19 protein-coding genes are annotated in these 19,717 nt (G+C 64.5%); 16 read left to right on the top strand and 3 right to left on the bottom strand.

Annotated features, from left to right (window positions below):
• Window positions 1-47: 47 nt before the first annotated feature.
• Together HJD22_RS12445 and HJD22_RS12440 are read left to right on the top strand one after the other, a co-directional pair.
• Window positions 48-2,573 (top strand): penicillin-binding protein 1A, encoded by a 2,526-nt coding sequence (locus HJD22_RS12445; protein WP_208654795.1) that lies wholly within the window; start codon window positions 48-50, stop codon window positions 2,571-2,573.
• A 108-nt stretch (window positions 2,574-2,681) separates the two neighbouring features.
• Entirely contained in the window at window positions 2,682-3,431 is a 750-nt protein-coding gene (locus HJD22_RS12440) for a YdiY family protein (protein WP_208654794.1), read from the top strand.
• Window positions 3,432-3,514: 83 nt separating this feature from the next.
• On the opposite strand, the gene HJD22_RS12435 is transcribed toward HJD22_RS12440, so the two are convergent.
• On the bottom strand, window positions 3,515-4,783 hold the full coding sequence (locus HJD22_RS12435) for a malic enzyme-like NAD(P)-binding protein (RefSeq protein WP_208654793.1): 1,269 nt from the start codon (window positions 4,781-4,783) through the stop codon (window positions 3,515-3,517).
• A gap of 245 nt (window positions 4,784-5,028) precedes the next feature.
• Window positions 5,029-5,241 (bottom strand): 50S ribosomal protein L31, encoded by a 213-nt coding sequence (gene rpmE / locus HJD22_RS12430; protein WP_208654792.1) that lies wholly within the window; start codon window positions 5,239-5,241, stop codon window positions 5,029-5,031.
• 173 nt (window positions 5,242-5,414) lie between these two features.
• On the opposite strand from rpmE, the gene HJD22_RS12425 reads away from it, so the two are divergent.
• The 13 genes from HJD22_RS12425 to tatC all read left to right on the top strand — a co-directional run bounded on the left by HJD22_RS12425 (window position 5,415) and on the right by tatC (window position 17,707).
• Window positions 5,415-7,655: a primosomal protein N' gene (locus HJD22_RS12425; protein ID WP_248730240.1), complete on the top strand. Its 2,241-nt coding sequence runs from the start codon at window positions 5,415-5,417 to the stop codon at window positions 7,653-7,655.
• A gap of 129 nt (window positions 7,656-7,784) precedes the next feature.
• Window positions 7,785-9,470: an arginine--tRNA ligase gene (gene argS, locus HJD22_RS12420; RefSeq protein WP_208654790.1), complete on the top strand. Its 1,686-nt coding sequence runs from the start codon at window positions 7,785-7,787 to the stop codon at window positions 9,468-9,470.
• Window positions 9,471-9,473: 3 nt separating this feature from the next.
• The gene (locus HJD22_RS12415; RefSeq protein WP_208654789.1) at window positions 9,474-10,175 is read left to right on the top strand and encodes an SPOR domain-containing protein; all 702 of its coding nucleotides are present in this window, start codon (window positions 9,474-9,476) and stop codon (window positions 10,173-10,175) included.
• A 120-nt stretch (window positions 10,176-10,295) separates the two neighbouring features.
• On the top strand, window positions 10,296-10,814 hold the full coding sequence (hslV, locus tag HJD22_RS12410; RefSeq protein WP_208654788.1) for an ATP-dependent protease subunit HslV: 519 nt from the start codon (window positions 10,296-10,298) through the stop codon (window positions 10,812-10,814).
• A gap of 10 nt (window positions 10,815-10,824) precedes the next feature.
• Window positions 10,825-12,147 (top strand): ATP-dependent protease ATPase subunit HslU, encoded by a 1,323-nt coding sequence (gene hslU / locus HJD22_RS12405; RefSeq protein ID WP_208654787.1) that lies wholly within the window; start codon window positions 10,825-10,827, stop codon window positions 12,145-12,147.
• A gap of 136 nt (window positions 12,148-12,283) precedes the next feature.
• Entirely contained in the window at window positions 12,284-12,667 is a 384-nt protein-coding gene (locus HJD22_RS12400; RefSeq protein ID WP_208654786.1) for a gamma-butyrobetaine hydroxylase-like domain-containing protein, read from the top strand.
• Between the two features lie 94 nt (window positions 12,668-12,761).
• Window positions 12,762-13,508 (top strand): bifunctional demethylmenaquinone methyltransferase/2-methoxy-6-polyprenyl-1,4-benzoquinol methylase UbiE, encoded by a 747-nt coding sequence (gene ubiE / locus HJD22_RS12395; protein WP_208654785.1) that lies wholly within the window; start codon window positions 12,762-12,764, stop codon window positions 13,506-13,508.
• Window positions 13,505-14,128, top strand: a complete 624-nt coding sequence (locus tag HJD22_RS12390; protein WP_208654784.1) for an SCP2 domain-containing protein — start codon at window positions 13,505-13,507, stop codon at window positions 14,126-14,128. Before ubiE ends, HJD22_RS12390 begins: the two co-directional genes overlap by 4 nt.
• A complete protein-coding gene (gene ubiB / locus HJD22_RS12385; protein ID WP_208654783.1) occupies window positions 14,125-15,747 on the top strand; it encodes a ubiquinone biosynthesis regulatory protein kinase UbiB in 1,623 nt (540 codons plus the stop codon). Before HJD22_RS12390 ends, ubiB begins: the two co-directional genes overlap by 4 nt.
• 33 nt (window positions 15,748-15,780) lie before the next feature.
• On the top strand, window positions 15,781-16,122 hold the full coding sequence (locus HJD22_RS12380; RefSeq protein ID WP_208654782.1) for a phosphoribosyl-ATP diphosphatase: 342 nt from the start codon (window positions 15,781-15,783) through the stop codon (window positions 16,120-16,122).
• A 35-nt stretch (window positions 16,123-16,157) separates the two neighbouring features.
• Window positions 16,158-16,415: a Sec-independent protein translocase subunit TatA gene (gene tatA / locus HJD22_RS12375; protein WP_208654781.1), complete on the top strand. Its 258-nt coding sequence runs from the start codon at window positions 16,158-16,160 to the stop codon at window positions 16,413-16,415.
• A gap of 6 nt (window positions 16,416-16,421) precedes the next feature.
• Complete coding sequence (gene tatB / locus HJD22_RS12370) at window positions 16,422-16,916, top strand: Sec-independent protein translocase protein TatB (RefSeq protein ID WP_208654780.1); 495 nt, start codon at window positions 16,422-16,424, stop codon at window positions 16,914-16,916.
• Window positions 16,913-17,707, top strand: a complete 795-nt coding sequence (gene tatC / locus HJD22_RS12365; protein WP_208654779.1) for a twin-arginine translocase subunit TatC — start codon at window positions 16,913-16,915, stop codon at window positions 17,705-17,707. The genes tatB and tatC overlap by 4 nt, the downstream gene beginning before the upstream one ends.
• 70 nt (window positions 17,708-17,777) lie before the next feature.
• Here the strand turns inward: tatC and elbB are convergent, their stop codons facing one another.
• On the bottom strand, window positions 17,778-18,440 hold the full coding sequence (gene elbB / locus HJD22_RS12360; RefSeq protein ID WP_208654778.1) for an isoprenoid biosynthesis glyoxalase ElbB: 663 nt from the start codon (window positions 18,438-18,440) through the stop codon (window positions 17,778-17,780).
• Between the two features lie 243 nt (window positions 18,441-18,683).
• On the opposite strand from elbB, the gene hemB reads away from it, so the two are divergent.
• Window positions 18,684-19,691 carry a porphobilinogen synthase gene (gene hemB / locus HJD22_RS12355; protein WP_208654777.1) on the top strand — a complete coding sequence of 336 codons (1,008 nt, stop codon included), beginning with the start codon at window positions 18,684-18,686 and terminating at the stop codon, window positions 19,689-19,691.
• Window positions 19,692-19,717: the final 26 nt, after the last annotated feature.

The raw sequence follows: 19,717 nt of genomic DNA, 5'->3' as shown, positions 1-19,717 counted from the left end.
CGTAGCCGCTGCCGCTCCACGACCGACCATCACGGGTACGTCTCTCCATGAAGTTGATTAGAACCTTTGTCATCTCCTTGCTCTGGCTGGTGCTCTCCTTGAGCGCCGCGAGCGTGCTTGGCGTGGTGGGTGCCGCGCTCTATTTTGCGCCGGGGCTGCCCGACGTTCGCCAGTTGCAGGATTTCGAGCTGCATACGCCTCTGCGCATCTTCACCCGTGACGGCAAATTGATCGGCGAGTATGGCGAGGAGCGACGCATCGCCGTGGAGTTCGACGAGATCCCGGTGGATCTGGTTCAAGCCCTGCTATCCGCCGAGGACGCCAACTTCTTCGAGCATCCCGGCGTCGACCCCCGCGGCCTGGCTCGTGCCGGCGTGGAGCTAGTCTCAAGCGGTGGCGCCATTCAGTCCGGCGGCAGCACCATCACCATGCAGGTGGCGCGTAACTATCTGTTGACGCTCGACCGCACGTTCACCCGCAAGATCCGCGAGATCCTGTTGGCGCTGCAGATGGAGCAGGTGTTGACCAAGGAGGAGATCTTCGAGCTCTACGTCAACAAGATCTTCCTGGGCAATCGCGCCTACGGGATCGCGGCGGCGGCGGAGACTTACTACGACCTGTCCCTGAGCGAGCTGAGCCTGGCACAGAAAGCGATGATCGCCGGCCTGCCCAAGGCCCCCTCCTCCTTCAACCCGCTGGCCAATCCGGAGCGCTCGTTGATTCGCCGCAACTGGATTCTCTACCGCATGCGCGACCTGGGCTACATCGATCAGGCCGCTTATGAAGAGGCGGTCCAGGCCCCGATCACGGCCCGCCGCTTCGCCGCTCAGGTGGAAGTCGATGCGCCCTACGTCGCGGAAATGGCACGCCAGTTCGCCATGGAGCGCTATGGTGACGACACCTATACCGGCGGCTACCGCGTCCACACCACCCTCGACAGCCGCCTGCAGCCCCATGCGCGCGACGCGCTCACGCGCGGCCTGATCGATTACGACACCCGCCACGGCTGGCGCGGAGCGGAGGATAGCGGCATCCCCTCGAGCCTGGTCGAGGCGCAGGAGCGCACCGAACGACGCGGCCTGGAGGAGGAGCTCTCCGAGTCACCCGAAGTCATGGAGACGGCGCGCCAGGCGGCACAGAGCAGCCAGACCCGAGTCGAAGGCATCGACGGTGACGTCAGCAATTGGCTGCGTATGCTCGAGCGCACGCCAGGCTTTGGCCCCCTGCAGCCGGCGATCGTGGTGGAGAGCGAAGGGCGTGAGATGCGCGTGCTCGACCGCAACGGCGAGCTCATCACCCTCGACTGGGCAGGCCTGAGCTGGGCGCGCGAGTATCGCAGCGCCTTCAGTCGCGGGCCCGAGCCGAGCTCGGCGGCTCAGATTGCCAGCCGTGGCGATCTGGTGCGCATCCTGCAGCATGAAGAGGGTAGCTGGCGTCTCTCCCAGCGCCCCGATGCCGAAGGCTCGATCGTCGTGCTCGACCCCGATACGGGCGCCATTCTCGCCCTGCAGGGCGGCTTCAGCTTCAATGCCAGCAAGTTCAACCGCGCCACCCAGGCACAACGCCAGTCGGGCTCGATCTTCAAGCCCTTCGTCTTCCTGGCGGGCCTGCAGGATGGCATGAGTGCGGCCACTGTTATCAATGATGCGCCAGTAGTGGTGCAGGATGGCAGCAACGACATCTGGCGTCCGGTCAACTCCGGCGGCGACTTCCTCGGTCCGACCCGCCTGCGCGTGGCGCTGGCACAGTCGCGCAACCTGGTCACCGTGCGCATCCTGCAGAGCCTGGGGCTGGATAACACCATCGAGTTCCTCAAAGGCTTCGGCTTCTCCGAGGGTCGTCTGCCCCACGGGCTGTCGCTGGCCCTCGGTAGCGCCTCGCTGACACCGGTCGAAATGACCAACGCCTATGCAGTGCTGGCCAACGGCGGATTTCAGGTATCGCCCTGGTTCGTCGAGCGCGTCACGCGTGGCAATGACGACAATGTGATCGACGAGGCGCTGCCCCGGGTGGCTTGCCGCGAATGCACCGAAGGAGCCACCGAGGTCGAGATCGACGGCAAGCGCTACCCGTTGGCCGAGCGCGTCGCCGATCCCGCTTCCGTCTATATCCTGCGCACCATGTTGCGTGACGTGATCGAGAGCGGCACCGGCCGCGCCGCGCTCGAGATCGGTCGTCGCGACATCGTCGGCAAGACCGGCACCACCAACGAGCAGCGTGACGCCTGGTTTGCCGGCTACAATGACAACCTCGTGGCCACCGTATGGATCGGCAAGGACAACAACGAATCCACTGGCGAATATGGGGGTCGTGCCGCCCTGCCGATCTGGATCGACTTCATGCGTAACGCGCTGGAGGGCACGCCGGAAGCGATGCCGGAGACTCCCGCCGGAATCGTGCAGGCTCGCATCGACCCCAATACCGGGCGTCGCCTGCACAGCGATCAACCAGGCGGGATTACCGAGATGTTCCATCCCGACTACTTGCCCGACTACCAGCCTCGCAGCGTCAGCCGTGAGCTGGAAGACAGCAGCGGCTCGCAGGGTACCGGCACCTACGAAGCGATCTTCTAAACAATAGAAGGCAATGATCGGGGCGGCTCTTGGCCGCCCCACTGTCATTGATCGTTTCGGGTATCGCGCGCGAGGGTTTCACACCTTAAGGCAACAGGGAGCTTCAACATGCCGCGTCAATTGCCGGTCTGGCTGGCTGGATGGGTAATCGCCTTGGTGCCCCTGGCAGCGCTTGGTCGGCCTTTCTATTCGCCACCCGCGCCCGCCGAGGACGCTGCCATCTTCAGCGGCAATGCCGAGCTCGGCTACACGCGCCTGTCAGGCAATACCGACAGCCAGACGCTGATCGCCAAGGGCAACCTGACTTGGTTGACGGGCCGCTGGACGCACAGCCTGCGCGGCGAAGTCCGCCATGTCGCGAACAACGAGGGTACCACTGCCGAACGCTATCTGGGTTCGCTCCGCGAGCGCTACGAGCTCGAAGGTCCCCACTACCTGTTCGGCTTCGCACGCTGGGAGCGCGACCGCTTCAGCGGTTACGACCGTCAGCTCACCGCCATCGGCGGCTATGGGCGCCAGGTGATCGATACCGACTCCCAGCAGCTCTCCCTGGAGGCGGGCCCCGGCTATCGACACGATGTCGTGCGCGATGACGATAACGAGGACCAGGCGGTCGCCTATGGTGCGCTGGACTACCGCTGGGAATTCTCGCCCATCGCCTCGCTGGCCCAGCAACTCTCGGTGGAGGCGACTGACGACAACATCACCTCGCGCTCCTACTCGGCTCTCACCGCCCGTCTCAACTCCCGGCTCGCGCTGCGCCTTTCCCATGAGATTCGCCACGATTCGCAACCCCCGGATACCGCCGATTACAGCACCGACCACACCACCAGCGCCTCGCTAGTCTACAACTGGTAGCGAAGGCTCTGACAGAAACGCCGCCCCTGACTCGGTCAGGGGCGGCGTTTTCTTATCAGATCACTACCTCAGTGAGTCTGCGCTCAGTCACCGTAGACCTGATCGACGCCGGTCAGCGGGTAGTGCGACGGGTAGGGCTTGCGCGCCACGCCGGAATCCACCGCCGCCTGGGCCACCGCCGAGGAGATCGCCCCCAGCAGGCGCGGATCCATCGGCGTGGGAATGATGTAGCCACGCCCGAAGGAGAGATTTGTGCTCTCGTAGGCGTCCAGCACCTCCTGGGGCACCGGCTCGCGCGCCAGATCCTTCAATGCATGCACCGCCGCCACCTTCATCTCCTCGTTGATACGCGTTGCACGTACGTCGAGGGCGCCGCGGAAGATGAACGGGAAGCCCAGCACGTTGTTGACCTGGTTCGGATAGTCGGAGCGGCCGGTCGCCATGATCACGTCGTCGCGCGCCGCATTGGCCACATCGGGATGGATCTCCGGGTCGGGGTTGGAGCAGGCGAACACCACCGGACTGGCCGCCATCTTCTTGAGCTGCTCCGCCGACAGCAGGTTGGGGCCGGAGAGCCCGACGAACACATCGGCGCCATCGATGGCATCGTCCAGGGTGCGCCTGTCGGTCTCGGTGGCGAACATCGCCTTGTACTGGTTGAGATCCTCACGCCCGCTGTGAATCACTCCCTTGCGATCGAGCATGTAGATGTTCTCGGCCTTGGCGCCGCAGGCCACCAGCAGCTTCATGCAGGCGATTGCCGCCGCGCCGCCCCCCAGGCAGACGATCCTGGCACTCTCGATGGACTTACCGGCGATATCGAGGGCATTGAGCATCCCGGCAGCGGTCACGATGGCGGTACCGTGCTGATCGTCGTGAAAGACCGGAATGTTGCAGCGCTCGATCAACGTGCGCTCGATCTCGAAGCACTCCGGTGCCTTGATGTCCTCGAGGTTGATCCCCCCCCAGGTATCGGCAATGCGTGCAACGGTATCGATGAAGGCTTGCGGGCTCTCGGCATCGACCTCGATATCCACCGAGTTGATCCCGGCGAACTTCTTGAACAGTACGCCCTTGCCTTCCATGACCGGCTTGCTGGCGAGCGGACCAAGATTGCCCAGTCCGAGAATCGCCGAGCCATCGGAGATCACCGCGACCAGATTGCCCTTGCCAGTATAGAGATAGGCATTTTCGGGATCCTTGGCGATCTCGCGGCACGGCTCGGCAACGCCGGGGCTGTAAGCGAGCGACAGGTGCTTTGCCGAGGTGGTCGGCTTGGTCAGCTCGACCGAGAGCTTTCCGGGGATGGGGTGAGCGTGGTAGTCCAGTGCTGCTTTTTTGGCGTCAGTCATTCTGATGTCCAGTCGTATCACGATAGGTGTCCGGTCAGAATATAGAAAAAACAGCCCCCTCACAACTTGACCAAGTTGCTCTCATTAAAGCATTTTCTGCACACGTTAGCGTCCTTTCACAGCCATTTGGCGTAACTTATACCAAATGACCACGGCATAACATTAAGCTTATCGCCACGCAAGAAAGGCGTTTTTTGCCACAAAAAAACCCGCCACCAGGGCGGGTTTTTGCTTCACGAGGCGTATCAGCCGCGCTTGACGGCACCGAAGCGCTTGTTGAAGCGCTCGACGCGCCCGCCGGTAGTGGCCTGCTTCTGCTTGCCGGTATAGAACGGATGGCACTGCGAGCAGACGTCCAAGTTGAAATCCTGGCCGGAGGTGGAGCCAATGTCGAAGGTCGCACCGCACGAGCAGACCGCTGACACCTTCTTGTATTCGGGATGGATACCTTGTTTCATTTTGAAGCCTCATGGAGCAGTATGCCGCCACCTGATCTTCTGCCAGGCACCGCATACGGGTTGTCTGTATGAACGTACGAAACCAATCGACACACCGGTCGAACCAAGCCCGCGGGAAACCAGCCCGGACCCTGGAGGCCGGACATTCTAGCAGAACCCGCAGCGGAGGCCAATTGCCCACTCCCTCTTTTCCCTCATTGCCTCCCCGGGTTCTGGCGATCGCCGTGCCGACCCCGCTGCGCCGCCTGTTCGATTACCGCCCCGGCAGCAGCGCACCCGCAGGGGGCTGGCAGCCAGGCATACGGGTACGCGTGCCGTTCGGACGCCGCGAGGTGATGGGCATCGTCATCGAGTGCCGTGATCACAGCGACTTCGCCCTGGAAGCACTCAAGCCGGTCAGCGGCTGGCTCGATGACACCCCCCTGCCCGCCGACTGGCTATGGCTCTGCCACTTCACCTCCCGCTACTACCAGCATTCGCTGGGCGACACCCTGCACCAGGCCCTGCCGCTGCTGTTGCGTCAGGGCCGTCCGCTCGAGGCGCGCACCCGGGAGCGCTGGCATCTCACTGCCAAGGGCCAGGTCACGTCCGCCGACGAGCTGGGTCGCGCGCGCCGCCAGGGGGAGTTGCTCGAGCTGCTGCGCCAGCATCCACGCGGCCTGGTCACCCGCGCCATCATCGCCCTGGCATTCACTCGCCAACAACTCGACGGCCTGGTCACCAAGGGCCTTGCCGAGCGCGTGGAGGAGGCGGCAGTTGGCGGCACCACGCCCACCGCGGGCCGCCTGGCCGAAGCGGCACTGAGCCTCAATCGCGAACAGTCCGGCGTGCTGGCCGAACTGCATGAAGGGATCGACCGCTACCACCCCTGCCTGCTGCATGGCGTCACCGGCAGTGGCAAGACCGAGGTCTACCTGCAGCTGATCGAGTCGGTCATCGCCCGTGATCGACAGGCCCTGGTGTTGGTGCCCGAGATCGGTCTCACCCCCCAGACCCTCGATCGCTTTCGCAAGCGCTTCCGGGTGCCGGTGGTGGCATTGCACTCCGGACTCTCCGATGGCGAGCGCCTGGAGGCCTGGCTGGCCGCCGCCAGCGGACGCGCGCCGATCATCATCGGCACCCGCTCGGCAATCTTCACTCCGCTGGCAAGGCCCGGCGCGATCATCGTCGACGAGGAGCACGACGGCTCTTTCAAGCAGCAGGACGGTCTGCGCTACCACGCACGCGACTTGGCGGTGATCCGTGCCCACCGGCATGGCATTCCGCTGGTGCTGGGCAGTGCCACGCCCTCGCTGGAGAGCCTTGCCCAGGCGCGCAGCGGCCGCTACCGCCACCTGCGGCTGACCCGGCGCGCCAGCCGCCATGGTCCGGCCCAGTTGGAGCTGGTCGATTTGCGCGGACGGCCGCGCCAGGGCGGCATGATCGCGCCGGTGATCGATGCCATTCGCACGACGCTTGCTGCCGGCAACCAGGTACTGGCATTCATCAACCGCCGCGGCTTCGCTCCGACGCTTGCCTGCCATGAGTGCGGCTGGATGGCGGAGTGCACCCACTGCGACGCACGGCTGACCCTGCACCGCCATCCGCCTCAGTTGGTCTGTCACCATTGCGACACCCAGCATGCCTTGCCGGACGCCTGCCCCAAGTGCGACAGTGGCGACCTGCGTCCCTTGGGAGCGGGTACCGAGCGCGCCGAGGAGACCCTTGCCACCCTGTTTCCCGACGTCCCCGTGTACCGCATCGATCGCGACAGCACCCGCCGCAAGGAGGCGCTCGAGAAGATGCTCACGGAGGTGCGAGGCGGCGAGCCCTGCTTGCTGGTCGGCACCCAGATGCTGGCCAAGGGGCATCACCTTCCCCATGTCACGCTGGTGGTGGTGATCAATGCCGATGCCGGCCTCTACGCCAGCGACTTCAGGGCGCTCGAGCAGAGCGCCCAGCTGCTGGTGCAGGTGGCCGGACGTGCCGGACGAGCCGAACACCCCGGCCGGGTGCTGGTGCAGACGTTGCATAGTGACGACCCGCACCTGCGCCTGCTCGCCGAGCACGGTTACGACGCACTCGCCGAGCAGTTGCTCGAAGAGCGCCGCGCCGCGGGCCTGCCGCCCTTCCGCTTCATGGCCCTGGCACGCTTCGAGAGCGCCCGCGAGGCCGATGCCAACGCACTGGCCGCAAGCGCCGGCGACGCATTGCGCGAGTGGCTCGCGCCGGGGGCGGGCATTCACTGCCTGGGCCCAGTACCAGCCCCCATGGAGCGACGCCAGGGGCGCTACCATGTGCAACTAATGCTGAGCGGCGAGCAACGCAGCAAGCTGCACGAAGCCAGCGCCTGGCTGATCGCCTGGCTGGAAAGCCGCCGCGAGGCGCGACGCGTACGCTGGTCGCTGGACATCGATCCGCAGACATTGAGCTGAGCCCAGGTTTTGAGTCATGGGTTTAAAGCCGCACCGCAATTGCCGATAATGGCCGGCCATGCCTATTCGGGCCGTCGACGCGCGGCAGCCACCGGGCGCCACGCCAGAGTCACAGGACATCAGGATTTCATGAAAGAGACGATTATCGCGCTGCTCGACGAAGCGCTTGTCACGCTCAAGCAGCAGGGCGACTTGCCCGACGACGTCACTCCCGCCATCAAGGTCGATCCCACCAAGGACAAGGCGCATGGCGACTATGCCACCAACCTGGCGCTGATGCTCGCCAAGCCGGCAGGGCGCAAGCCCCGCGACCTGGCCGAGGCGCTGGTCGCCGCACTGCCGGCCTCCGATGCCGTGCTCAAGACCGAGATAGCCGGCCCCGGCTTCATCAACTTCTTCGCCGCCACCGATGCCGTCGCCCAGGTCATTCCCGCCGTGCTCGAGACCGGCGATACCTTTGGTCGCAGCATGATCGGCCAGGGTCAGAAGGTGCAGGTCGAATTCGTCTCCGCCAACCCCACAGGACCGCTGCACGTCGGCCATGGCCGGGGCGCAGCAATCGGCGACTCGATCTGCCGCCTGCTCGAGGCTACCGGCTTCGACGTCACCCGGGAGTTCTACTACAACGACGCCGGTGCCCAGATCAGCAACCTGGCCCGCTCCGTGCAGGCACGCGCCAAGGGCCTCGGCCCTGACGATGCGAGCTGGCCGGAGGACGGCTACCGCGGCGCCTACATCGTCGACGTCGCGCAGAGCTACCTGGCCGGCGACACGGTGCATGCCGACGACCGTCACGTCACCGCCAAGGCCGACCCCGACGATCTCGAGGCGATCCGCGACTTCGCCGTGGCCTACCTGCGCCGCGAACAGGATCTCGATCTCAAGGCCTTCGGCGTGGCCTTCGACGTCTACTTCCTCGAATCCTCACTCTACGAAGAGGGCAAGGTCGAGGCCACGGTCGAAAGGCTCATCGAGGGCGGTCACACTTACGAAGACGATGGCGCCCTTTGGCTGCGCACCACCGACTTCGGTGACGACAAGGACCGCGTGATGCGCAAACGCGACGGCGGCTATACCTACTTCCTGCCCGACGTCGCTTACCACCTCGACAAGTGGCAGCGCGGCTTCGAGCAGGTGATCAACGAGCAGGGCGCCGACCACCACTCCACGGTGACCCGGGTGCGTGCCGGCCTGCAGGCGCTGGAGACGGGCATTCCAAAGGGCTGGCCTGACTATGTGCTACACCAGATGGTGCTGGTGACTCGCTCAGGAGTGGAGGTCAAGCTCTCCAAGCGCGCCGGTAGCTACGTCACGCTGCGCGACCTGATCGACGAGGTCGGCCGCGACGCCACGCGCTACTTCCTCGCCGCGCGCCGCGCCGACTCGCAGCTCACCTTCGACATCGACCTGGCGCGCTCGCAGTCCAACGACAACCCGGTCTACTACATTCAGTACGCCCACGCCCGAGTGTGCAGCGTAGTGCGCAAGGCCCAGGCGCAAGGCCACGACTTCGACCACGCACAGGCCATGGCCAGCCTGGCGCTGCTCGAGGAGGCGCAGGAGAAGGCGCTGATGAATCGCCTGGCGCGCTTCCCCGAGGTGGTCGAGCATGCTGCCGCGAAGCGCGAACCGCAGCAGGTCGCCCAGTACCTGCAGGAGCTGGCTGCCGATTTCCACACCTGCTACAACGCCGTCAAGGTGATGGTCGACGACGCGGCCCTGCGCAACGCGCGCCTGGCTCTCGGGCTCGCCACGCGCCAGGTGATCCGAAACGGCCTGGACCTGCTGGGCGTCAGCGCTCCCGAGGAGATGTAAGCCATGGCCCGTCGCCCGACTCCCAAGAAACGCGGCGCCACGAACAGCCGGCGCCAGCCCAAGCCAGCCCGGGGCGGCATCCCGGGCTGGTTGTGGGGCATCGCCGGCCTGGTGGCGGGTTTCTTCCTGGCCCAGTACGTACAGGATTCCGCTCCCACGCCCCTGGCCACGGTACTGCCCAAGCCATCCACGCCGACCGAGTCCTCCCAGGCACCGGAGGGCAGCTCCGCGGCCAGCGAGCCGCGCATGCCGACCTTCGAGTTCTACACCCTGCTGCCGGAGTCGGAGGTGATCGCGCCGCGCTCGGAAGTCGTCGTGCCACCCCCGCAACCACCCGCCGTGGCACGTGCCGAACCGGGCCAGGCGGAGGTCGACCCGATCGCCATCCAGTTGGCGCAGAGCACGGCAAGCGAGGCCGAGGCGGTTGCCGCCACACCGGAACCCGCCCCAGCGCCAACCGCCAATAACAGTCGCTACATGCTGCAGGCCGCCTCGTTCCGCGAGTCCGGCGATGCCCAGCGCCTGGCGGGCCGGCTGCGCGACTTCGGGTTGCTTGCGCAGATCAGCGAAGTCGAGGCCAGCGATGGCGATACCTGGCACCGCGTTCAGGTCGGCCCCTACGAGGACACCCGCGAGCTCAATCGCGCCCAGGACCTGATGATCACCCAGGGCATCGAGCCGCTGATGATTCGCTTGCAGAACTGATCCCGGCACGTTTTACGTCGTTAACGTAGTGGACCATGCGGCGTTTTGGCCTGGCGCCACGGTTGATTTCCCGCGTCGTTGCCCGCATGTCCAAGCTCACGTCTTTATGGAGCCATCAACATGACCACGATCGTATCCGTTCGCCGCGACGGTAAGGTGGCACTCGCCGGCGACGGCCAGGTGTCGCTGGGCAACACGGTGATGAAGGGCAATGCCAGCAAGGTGCGGCGTCTCTATCGCGGTCAGGTTCTGGCCGGCTTCGCTGGCGGCACAGCCGACGCCTTCACGCTGTTCGAGCGCTTCGAGGCGCAGCTGGAGAAGCATCAGGGCCATCTGGTCAAGGCTGCCGTGGAGCTGGCCAAGGATTGGCGTACCGACCGCGCCCTGCGCCGACTCGAGGCACTGCTCGCGGTGGCCGACAAGAACGCCTCGTTGATCATCACCGGTAATGGCGACGTGGTGGAGCCCGAGCGCGGCATCATCGCCATCGGCTCGGGGGGCAACTTCGCGCTCTCCTCTGCTCGCGCCCTGTTGGAGAACACCGAGCTGTCGGCCCGCGAGATCACCGAGAAATCCCTCGAGATCGCCGGCGACATCTGTGTCTTCACCAACCACAACATCACCCTCGAAGAGCTTTAGGACGGGCACCATGACTCAGATGACCCCCCGCGAGATCGTTCACGCCCTCGACCAGTTCATCATCGGCCAGCACGATGCCAAGCGCGCCGTGGCCATCGCCCTGCGCAACCGTTGGCGGCGCATGCAGCTCGACGAGACCCTGCGCCACGAAGTGACGCCCAAGAACATCCTGATGATCGGCCCCACCGGGGTCGGCAAGACCGAGATCGCCCGTCGCCTGGCCAAACTCGCCAATGCGCCCTTCATCAAGATCGAGGCGACCAAGTTCACCGAGGTGGGCTACGTGGGGCGCGACGTCGAGTCGATCATCCGCGACCTGATCGAGGTCTCCTTCAAGCTGGTGCGCGAGCAGGCCAAGGCCGAGGTGGGCAACAAGGCCGAGGATGCCGCCGAGGATCGCATCCTCGACGCCCTGCTGCCGCCGCCGCGCGGTCAGGAAGAGGCGCCACGGCATGACAGCTCGACCCGCCAGCTGTTTCGCAAGAAGCTGCGCGAGGGCCAGCTCGACGACAAGGAGATCGATATTCAGGTCACGCCCCAGGGGCCGGGCATCGATATCATGACACCGCCGGGCATGGAGGAGATGACCAACCAGCTGCAGAGCCTGTTCGCCAACATGGGCAAGCAGAAATCCGAGACCAAGCGGGTGACGGTCAAGGAGGCTCGGCTGCTGCTGCGCGACGAGGAGGCCGCCAAGCTGGTCAACGACGAGGAGATCAAGCGGCGTGCCATCGAGGCGGTGGAGCAGAACGGCATCGTGTTCCTCGACGAGATCGACAAGGTCGCCAAGGGCAGCGGGCAGTCCAGCGGTGGCGAGGTCTCCCGCGAAGGCGTGCAACGCGACCTGCTGCCGCTGATCGAGGGCTCGACGGTGTCGACCAAGTACGGCATGGTCAAGACCGACCATATTCTGTTCATCGCCTCAGGCGCCTTCCACCTCGCCAAGCCGTCGGACCTGATTCCCGAGCTGCAGGGGCGTCTGCCGATCCGCGTCGAGCTCAACGCGCTGACGCCGGACGATTTCCAGCGCATCCTCACCGAGCCCTCCGCGGCGCTGACCAAGCAGTACCAGGCGCTGCTGGCCACCGACGGCCTGGCGATCGAGTTCACCGATGATGGCATCCAGCGCATCGCCGAGATCGCCTGGCAGGTCAACGAGGGTACCGAGAACATCGGGGCGCGCCGCCTGCACACGGTGATGGAGCGGCTGCTTGAAGAAGCCTCCTACAAGGGCGGCGACCTGGGCGGCCCCTTGATCATCGATGCCGACTACGTCAACTCCCAGCTCGGCGAGCTGGCCCTGGACGAAGACTTGTCGCGCTATATTCTCTAACCGGAACATGGCATCAGTCACATCCCCGCGCGAAGTGCGCTGTGGCCCCAACCTTGGGCACTGCATTTTTCATTCCTGAAATATGAGCTTCGCGCGTGAATGTACCAATGCTACTCAGCGAGCTGGAGAAACAGCCATGGATGCTCCCATTCCCACCAAGGTGCACTACCACAAGAAGGCCCGCGAGCTGGAGCTGGGCTACCCGAACGGCGAGAGCTACCGGCTCAGCGTCGAGTATCTACGCGTCTTCTCGCCTTCTGCCGAGGTACGTGGCCATGGGCCGGATACCGCCGTGCTGCAGGTCGGCAAGAAGGATGTCGGCCTGCAGAACATCACCCAGACCGGCCACTACGCGCTCAAGCTGCACTTCGACGATGGCCACGACAGCGGCCTCTACAGCTGGGACTACCTCTATGCGCTAGCGGCCGACGAACGCACCAACTGGGCCGATTACCTCAGACGGCTGGAGGAGGCCGGCGCCTCGCGCGCACCGCAAACCATCCAGTTCAAGGAGCTGTGATGGTCTGAGCGCAGGCGGGGCGCTACACTATCGCCATTTGCCGACGCCGCGACAGCGTTCGTTGCCCGATTACCGCCTAGGCTAGGGATGATTCATGGAAAAGCGCACCACCCACTTCGGTTATCAGGAAGTGCCTGTCGAGGAGAAGGCTTCCCGTGTCGCCGACGTATTCCACTCGGTCGCGGCGCGTTACGACCTGATGAACGACCTGATGTCGATGGGCATCCACCGCTACTGGAAACGGCTAACGCTCGAGCGAGCCGGCGTACGCCCGGGTCATCACGTGCTCGATATCGCCGGTGGCACCGGCGATCTGACGCTGAAATTCTCGCGTCTGGTCGGGTCACGCGGTCGCGTGGTGCTGGCCGACATCAACGAATCGATGCTGCGGGTCGGGCGTGACAAGTTGATCGACCATGGGGTTGGCGGCAACGTCGAGTACGTCCAGGCCAACGCCGAATGCCTGCCGTTTCCCGACAACAGCTTCGATTGCATCACCATCGCCTTCGGCCTGCGTAACGTCACCGACAAGGACGCTGCACTGCGCTCCATGACACGTGTGCTCAAGCCCGGCGGCCGCCTGCTGGTGCTGGAGTTCTCCAAGCCACCCAGTGCGCTGCTCTCCCGGGTCTACGACGAGTACTCCTTCCGCCTGCTGCCCCGCATGGGCGCTTTGGTGGCAGGCGATGCCGACAGTTACCGCTACCTGGCCGAATCGATCCGCGTTCACCCCGATCAGGAGACCCTCAAGGGGATGATGGAAGCGGCCGGCCTCGAACGGGTCGAGTACCACAATCTGACCGGCGGTATCGTCGCTCTGCATCGCGGCATCAAGTTGTGATACTGCTGGCCAGCCTGGAGCGCACCCTCAACACCCTGCTGAAGCGTGATCCGGCTGCGCCGGCGCGCCTGGCCAGGCTTGCCGGCTCACGCCTGTTGATATGTCTGGAAACGCCGCATAGGGAGGTGTTGATCCAGTTCCATGAGCATGGGCTGCATCTGCAGCGGGCCGATGCCATGGATGAGAAGCACGTCGATGCCAGGGCCACGCTCTCCACAGGCGCCCTCGCCGCCCTGGCGAGCGGTGAATCCATTGAGCGCTTGATGTTGAGCGGGCGCCTGGAGGTGCGCGGGCGTACCGCGCTGTTGGAGGCGACCCGCGACCTGCTGCTGGATCTCGATCTCGACTGGGAGGGGTGGCTGGCCACGCTGCTGGGCGGCGCCCCCGCCCATCAGGTGGCCGAGAGGGGCCGACGGCTGGCCGAGTGGCTGCGTCGCAGCGGCCAGCACCTGCGCGTCGATATCAGCGAGTTCGTCTTCGAGGAGGCCAAGCTACTGCCTGGCCAGCAGCAGCTCGAGACCGCCCGCGATCTGTTGACCGAGCTGGAAGTCGCCACCGACCGCCTGGAGGCGAGACTCGCCCGGCTACGGCGTCTGATCAACGAGGAGACGTCCCGATGAGTCTGCGGCTACTGCGCATCTTCTGGGTGGTGACGCGCTACCGCCTGGATACCCTGCTGCCGCTGGCGCGCCTGCCCTGGCTACTGAGGCTGGTGTTCATCCTCTCGCCGCTGCGCATCCTGCCTATCGGCAAGCGCTCGCAGGGCGCGCGGCTACGCCTGGCCCTGGAGTCGTTGGGGCCGGTATTCATCAAGTTTGGCCAGATGCTCTCCACCCGCCGCGACCTGCTGCCGCCCGATATCGCCGACGAGCTCAAGCGCCTCCAGGATCAGGTGCCGCCCTTCCCCGGCAATGCCGCCGTGGCGCTGGTCGAATCGGAGCTCGAGATGAGCCTCGAGATGGCGTTCGCCGAGTTCGACCGGAACCCGCTCGCCTCGGCGTCGATCGCCCAAGTGCACTCGGCGCGTCTGCACAGCGGCGAGGATGTAGTGGTCAAGATCACCCGACCCGCCATCGACCGGGTGATGCGTCAGGACATGGCGCTGATGTATCGTGTCGCGCATCTGTTGCAGCGCATTCCTGAAGCGCGCCGTCTGCGCCCGGTGGAGGTGGTGGCCGACTACGAATCGACGCTGTTCGACGAGCTCGACCTGCGCAAGGAAGCAGCCAACACCTCCCAGCTCAAACGCAATTTCAAGCACTCGACACTGCTTCAGGTGCCCGCCATTCACTGGCCGCTGACGCGCCGCCGCGTCATGGTCCAGGAGCGGATTCGCGGCATACCGGTGGCCGATATCGAGGCCCTGAGGGCTCAGGGCACCGATCTCAAGAAACTTGCCGAGCGCGGGGTGGAGATCTTCTTCACCCAGGTATTTCGTGACAACTTCTTCCATGCCGACATGCACCCCGGCAACATCTTCGTCTCGCTTGAGAACCCCGGCGATCCCAAGTACATCGCTATCGACTGCGGGATCGTCGGCAGCCTGACCCGCGAGGATCAGGACTATCTGGCCCGCAACCTGCTGGCCTTCTTCCACCAGGATTACTACGAGGTCGCCGCACTGCACATCGAGTCGGGCTGGGTCGGGGAAGGCACCCGTGCCAACGAGTTCGCCGCCGCCATCCGCACCGTCTGCGAACCTATCCTCGAAAAGCCGCTCAAGGACATCTCCTTCGGCCAGGTACTGCTGGGGCTGTTCCAGACCGCCCGGCGCTTCAATATGGAAGTCCAGCCGCAGCTGGTGCTGCTGCAGAAGACGCTGCTCAATATCGAAGGTCTGGGGCGCCAGTTGCATCCCGACCTCGATCTCTGGAGTACCGCCAGGCCCTACCTCGAGGAGTGGATGAAGGAGCGCTCCGGCCCCAGCGGACTGTGGGAGTCGCTCAAGCGACAGGCCCCGGAGCTCTCTCGCCAGCTGCCGGAGCTGCCAGGGTTGATGCATCACGCCCTCACCAAGGTCGATCACGAGCAGAAGCAGATGAAGCGCCAGGCCGACTCGCTGGTCGGCGTCGATCGCCAGCTGACGCGCCTCACCCGCGGCGGACGCCGTCTGCGCTTCGCGCTGCTGCTGCTGGCCCTGGCGCTGGCCTGGCAACCCCTGTTCAACTGGGCCGCCCAGCAGCCCTGGCCGGTACTGGTCGCCGCTGCGCTGGGCATCCTGCTGCTGGCCTGGAATTGACCCAAGGACTCACCCGATAGAGGATGATGATCAATGAGCGAGATTCTCAATCGGCTCTCCGAAGTGCTCGCCGAACGGCGTGATGCCAAGCCCTCGAGTTCCTATGTGGCATCGCTGCACCACAAGGGACTCAACAAGGTGCTCGAAAAACTGGGCGAGGAGGCCACCGAGACCCTGCTGGCGGCGAAGGACGCCGAGCATGGCAGCGAGGCGCAGCGCCAAGCGCTTGTCGCCGAAACCGCCGACCTGTGGTTTCATAGCATGGTGATGCTGTCGCATCTGGGCATCGACCACCAGGCAGTACTTGATGAACTGTCTCGCCGCTTCGGCACCTCCGGGCTGGATGAAAAGGCCTCCCGCACGCCGACGCCCTGACTCAAGACTCATTTTAGCAAGATCGGAGATTCATTATGTTAGGTGGCATCAGTATCTGGCAGTTGTTGATCGTGTTGGGCATCATCATCCTGATTTTTGGCACCAAGAAGCTGCGCAACGTGGGCGGCGACCTAGGCGGCGCGGTCAAGGGCTTCAAGAAGGCGATGCACGAGGAGGAGAAGGAGAACGGCGACAAGGAGGCCGTGAAGCCGCGTGTCGAGCATGACGAACCGGGCAACACCTACGACGTGAAGGCCGAACGCAAGGTCGAAGATCACGACGAGCGCAAGTAATTGCCCATGTTTGATATCGGCTTTCTCGAACTGTTGATCATCGGTGTGGTGGGCCTTCTGGTGCTGGGCCCCGAGCGCCTGCCCAAGGCGGCGCGCACCGCGGGGCTGTGGATCGGCAAGATCAAACGTACAGTCTCCGGGATGCAGCGCGAGATCACCTCCCAGCTCGAGGCGGAGGAGTTGCGCCAAAAGCTCAATGAGCAGCAGAAGAAACTCGACGAGAGCTTGAACAAGGTCAAGCGTGACGTGGAGAGTATCGCCGAGCCGGAGCGCAAGGCATCCGCCGAACCCTCCTCAGAGGCGGCGTCCGGCCAGGCTGTCCAGGAGACGCCCCCGGCCGATCAGCGACTTTCCCAGGAGCCTGCCGCCACGCCGCCTGCGTCCGCCACCAGCCGTCTGGACCAGGCGCTTGAGCGCAAGGCGGAGCGCGATTCGACTGCCGATAGCGACACGTCAGATGGCGCTGCGCCGCCCAGCGACAAGGACTCCACCTCCCGATGAGCGACGATTCACCTCGCGACAACCAGAACATGGCCCAGGCGCCCTTGATCGAGCATCTCATCGAGCTGCGCTCGCGGTTGATGCGCAGCGTCGTGGCGATCTTGGTGATCTTTCTGTGCCTCTACCCCTTCGCCAACGAGATCTATACCTTCGTGGCCCAGCCGCTGATGGGGCTGCTGCCCGCCGGCTCCCAGATGATCGCCACCGAGGTCGCCTCGCCGTTCCTGGCACCCTTCAAGCTGACCCTGGTGGTGGCGGTCTTCATCGCCGTGCCCTTCGTACTGCACCAAGCCTGGGCCTTCATCGCACCGGGGCTCTACGACAACGAGAAGAGCCTGGCCATCCCGCTGCTCGCCTCCAGCGTACTGCTGTTCTATGGCGGCGCGGCCTTCGCCTACTACGTCGTCTTCCCGCTGCTGTTCCAGTTCTTCACCCAGACCGGGCCCGAGAACGTGGCGGTGATGACCGATATCAACCAGTACCTGAATTTCGTGCTCAAGCTGTTCTTCGCCTTCGGCGTCGCCTTCGAGATTCCCATCGCCACCTTCCTGCTGATCTTCACCGGCATCACCACAGTCGACAGTCTGACCAAGAAGCGTCCCTATGTCATTCTCGGCTGCTTCGTCATCGGCATGCTGCTGACGCCGCCGGACATCATCTCCCAGAGTCTGCTGGCCGTGCCCATGTACCTGCTCTACGAAGTCGGCATCCTGTTCGGCCGCCTGGTTCGTCGCAAGCGTGCCGACGATGAGAACAACAACGCCTCGCGCGGCGAGACCGAACGCCACTGAAGCGCACCGTCATGGCCGAAAAAACCCGCCATGCTGGCGGGTTTTTCTTGTTGCTCGCTGGCGCTTGCGTCTAGTCGTTGCTCAGCTCATCGAGCTTGTCGACCAGCTTGAAGATGCCCTTGGCGGCATCACTGATGCGCTCTGCCAACATGTAGGCCGGCGTGGTGACGACCTTGTTCTCGAAATCGACGATGATATCGTCGACCTTACAGCTGCGGTGCAGCCCACCCATGGCGCTGATCACCCCGGAAATCGCCGGGTCGTGACCGATGGTCACGGGAATGCCCGACCCCAGCAGGCGCGGCACCAGCACCGGGGCGATGCACATCAGGCCAAGCGGCTTGCCCACCTGGTGGAAGGCCAGCACCTTCTCCTTCAACAGCGGCAGCACCTCCATCTCGACGCCCGCTTCAGCGAAGTTGGAGAGATTCCTGGCCACGCCAAAACCGCCGGGCAGCAGCAGCGCATCGAACACGTCAGGATCGAGCGCCTCGAGAGCGTCGATCTCGCCACGCGCCAGACGCGCCGACTCGGTCAGCACGTTACGATTATCCGACTCGGCGGCTTCCCCGGTAAGATGATTGACGACCCCCGCCTGGGCGATGTCCGGTGCGAAGCAGCGGTAACCGATCCCCAACTGGTCGAGACGCAAGAAGGCCAGGGTACTCTCGTATATCTCCGCGCCATCCTGCACCCCGCAGCCCGACAATATGATCGCCACCTGTTTGCTCATGCAGTTCTCCTCGAATGCCTGACGCAGCGCGCCCCAGGTAATCCCATACTCTAGTGACTCCCTTGACGCGCCACAAGCCGCGCTTTTCCGCCATTCCCGCTGGTATACTCAGACGATCGCAGGCGGGCACAAGCCTGTCCAGCGCCACTGCCTCAACCAGTGGCCGAACCTTGTCATCATGGCGTCACAATCGACGGCGAAGATGCACGCAGCGGTCGGCCAGGACATGACCGGAGAATTCTATTGAGCATCACCACACCCCGACAGTTTCCCGCGTCTCGGCTGCGCCGCATGCGTCGCGACGACTTCTCCCGACGCATGATGCGCGAGTCGACGCTGACGCCTGCCGACCTGATCTGGCCAGTCTTCGTTCTCGAGGGGAGCGAACGTCGTGAGGCGGTTCCCTCCATGCCCGGTGTCGAGCGACTGTCGCTGGATCTATTGATCGAGGAGGCCCGCGAAGCCTACGCGCTGGGCATCCCCGCCATCGCGCTGTTTCCGGTGATCGATGCCGAGCTCAAGAGCGAGCTCGCCGAGGAGGCGTATAACGCCGGGGGCCTGGTCCAGCGCAGCGTGCGCGAGCTCAAGGCCGCCTGCCCGGAGCTCGGCATCATCACCGATGTGGCGCTTGACCCCTACACCAGCCATGGCCAGGACGGCATCCTCGACGAGTCGGGCTACGTGCATAACGACCGTACCGTCGAGACGCTGCTCAAGCAGGCCCTCTCCCATGCCGAGGCCGGCGCCGATATCGTAGCCCCATCGGACATGATGGATGGCCGCATCGCGGCGATTCGTGGCGTGCTCGAGCAGGAGCAGCTGCACAACACGCGCATCATGGCCTATAGCGCCAAGTACGCCTCGCACTACTATGGCCCGTTTCGCGATGCGGTGGGCTCCGCGGGCAATCTCGGCAAGGCGGACAAGACCACCTACCAGATGGATCCGGCCAACAGCGACGAAGCGCTACACGAAGTGGCACTCGATATTGCCGAAGGCGCCGACATGGTGATGGTCAAACCCGGGATGCCCTACCTGGACGTGGTGGCACGCGTCAAGCGCGAGCTAAAGGTACCCACCTTCGCCTATCAGGTCAGCGGTGAGTACGCCATGCACATGGCAGCCTTCAACCAGGGCTGGCTCGACGCCGACCGCATCATTCTCGAATCGCTGATGTGCTTCAAGCGTGCCGGCGCCGATGGCGTGCTGACCTATTTCGCCAAGCGCGCGGCACGCCTGCTCACACAATAAGCCGGAGGGCATGACCTTCCGTTGAC

It is taken from the genome of Halomonas sp. TA22 (assembly GCF_013009075.1).
Lineage (GTDB): Bacteria > Pseudomonadota > Gammaproteobacteria > Pseudomonadales > Halomonadaceae > TA22.
Note: the sequence above shows the minus strand (reverse complement) of the source record. Positions and strands in the feature narration are given on the sequence as shown.

Excerpts from the sequence above, each read along its gene's own strand:
- HJD22_RS12445 (WP_208654795.1), top strand. The coding sequence starts at position 48 with ATGAAGTTGATTAGAACCTTTGTCATCTCCTTGCTCTGGCTGGTGCTC.
- HJD22_RS12440 (WP_208654794.1), top strand. The coding sequence starts at position 2,682 with ATGCCGCGTCAATTGCCGGTCTGGCTGGCTGGATGGGTAATCGCCTTG.
- HJD22_RS12435 (WP_208654793.1), bottom strand. The coding sequence starts at position 4,783 with ATGACTGACGCCAAAAAAGCAGCACTGGACTACCACGCTCACCCCATC.
- rpmE (WP_208654792.1), bottom strand. The coding sequence starts at position 5,241 with ATGAAACAAGGTATCCATCCCGAATACAAGAAGGTGTCAGCGGTCTGC.
- argS (WP_208654790.1), top strand. The coding sequence starts at position 7,785 with ATGAAAGAGACGATTATCGCGCTGCTCGACGAAGCGCTTGTCACGCTC.
- HJD22_RS12415 (WP_208654789.1), top strand. The coding sequence starts at position 9,474 with ATGGCCCGTCGCCCGACTCCCAAGAAACGCGGCGCCACGAACAGCCGG.
- hslV (WP_208654788.1), top strand. The coding sequence starts at position 10,296 with ATGACCACGATCGTATCCGTTCGCCGCGACGGTAAGGTGGCACTCGCC.
- hslU (WP_208654787.1), top strand. The coding sequence starts at position 10,825 with ATGACTCAGATGACCCCCCGCGAGATCGTTCACGCCCTCGACCAGTTC.
- HJD22_RS12400 (WP_208654786.1), top strand. The coding sequence starts at position 12,284 with ATGGATGCTCCCATTCCCACCAAGGTGCACTACCACAAGAAGGCCCGC.
- ubiE (WP_208654785.1), top strand. The coding sequence starts at position 12,762 with ATGGAAAAGCGCACCACCCACTTCGGTTATCAGGAAGTGCCTGTCGAG.
- ubiB (WP_208654783.1), top strand. The coding sequence starts at position 14,125 with ATGAGTCTGCGGCTACTGCGCATCTTCTGGGTGGTGACGCGCTACCGC.
- HJD22_RS12380 (WP_208654782.1), top strand. The coding sequence starts at position 15,781 with ATGAGCGAGATTCTCAATCGGCTCTCCGAAGTGCTCGCCGAACGGCGT.
- tatA (WP_208654781.1), top strand. The coding sequence starts at position 16,158 with ATGTTAGGTGGCATCAGTATCTGGCAGTTGTTGATCGTGTTGGGCATC.
- tatB (WP_208654780.1), top strand. The coding sequence starts at position 16,422 with ATGTTTGATATCGGCTTTCTCGAACTGTTGATCATCGGTGTGGTGGGC.
- tatC (WP_208654779.1), top strand. The coding sequence starts at position 16,913 with ATGAGCGACGATTCACCTCGCGACAACCAGAACATGGCCCAGGCGCCC.
- elbB (WP_208654778.1), bottom strand. The coding sequence starts at position 18,440 with ATGAGCAAACAGGTGGCGATCATATTGTCGGGCTGCGGGGTGCAGGAT.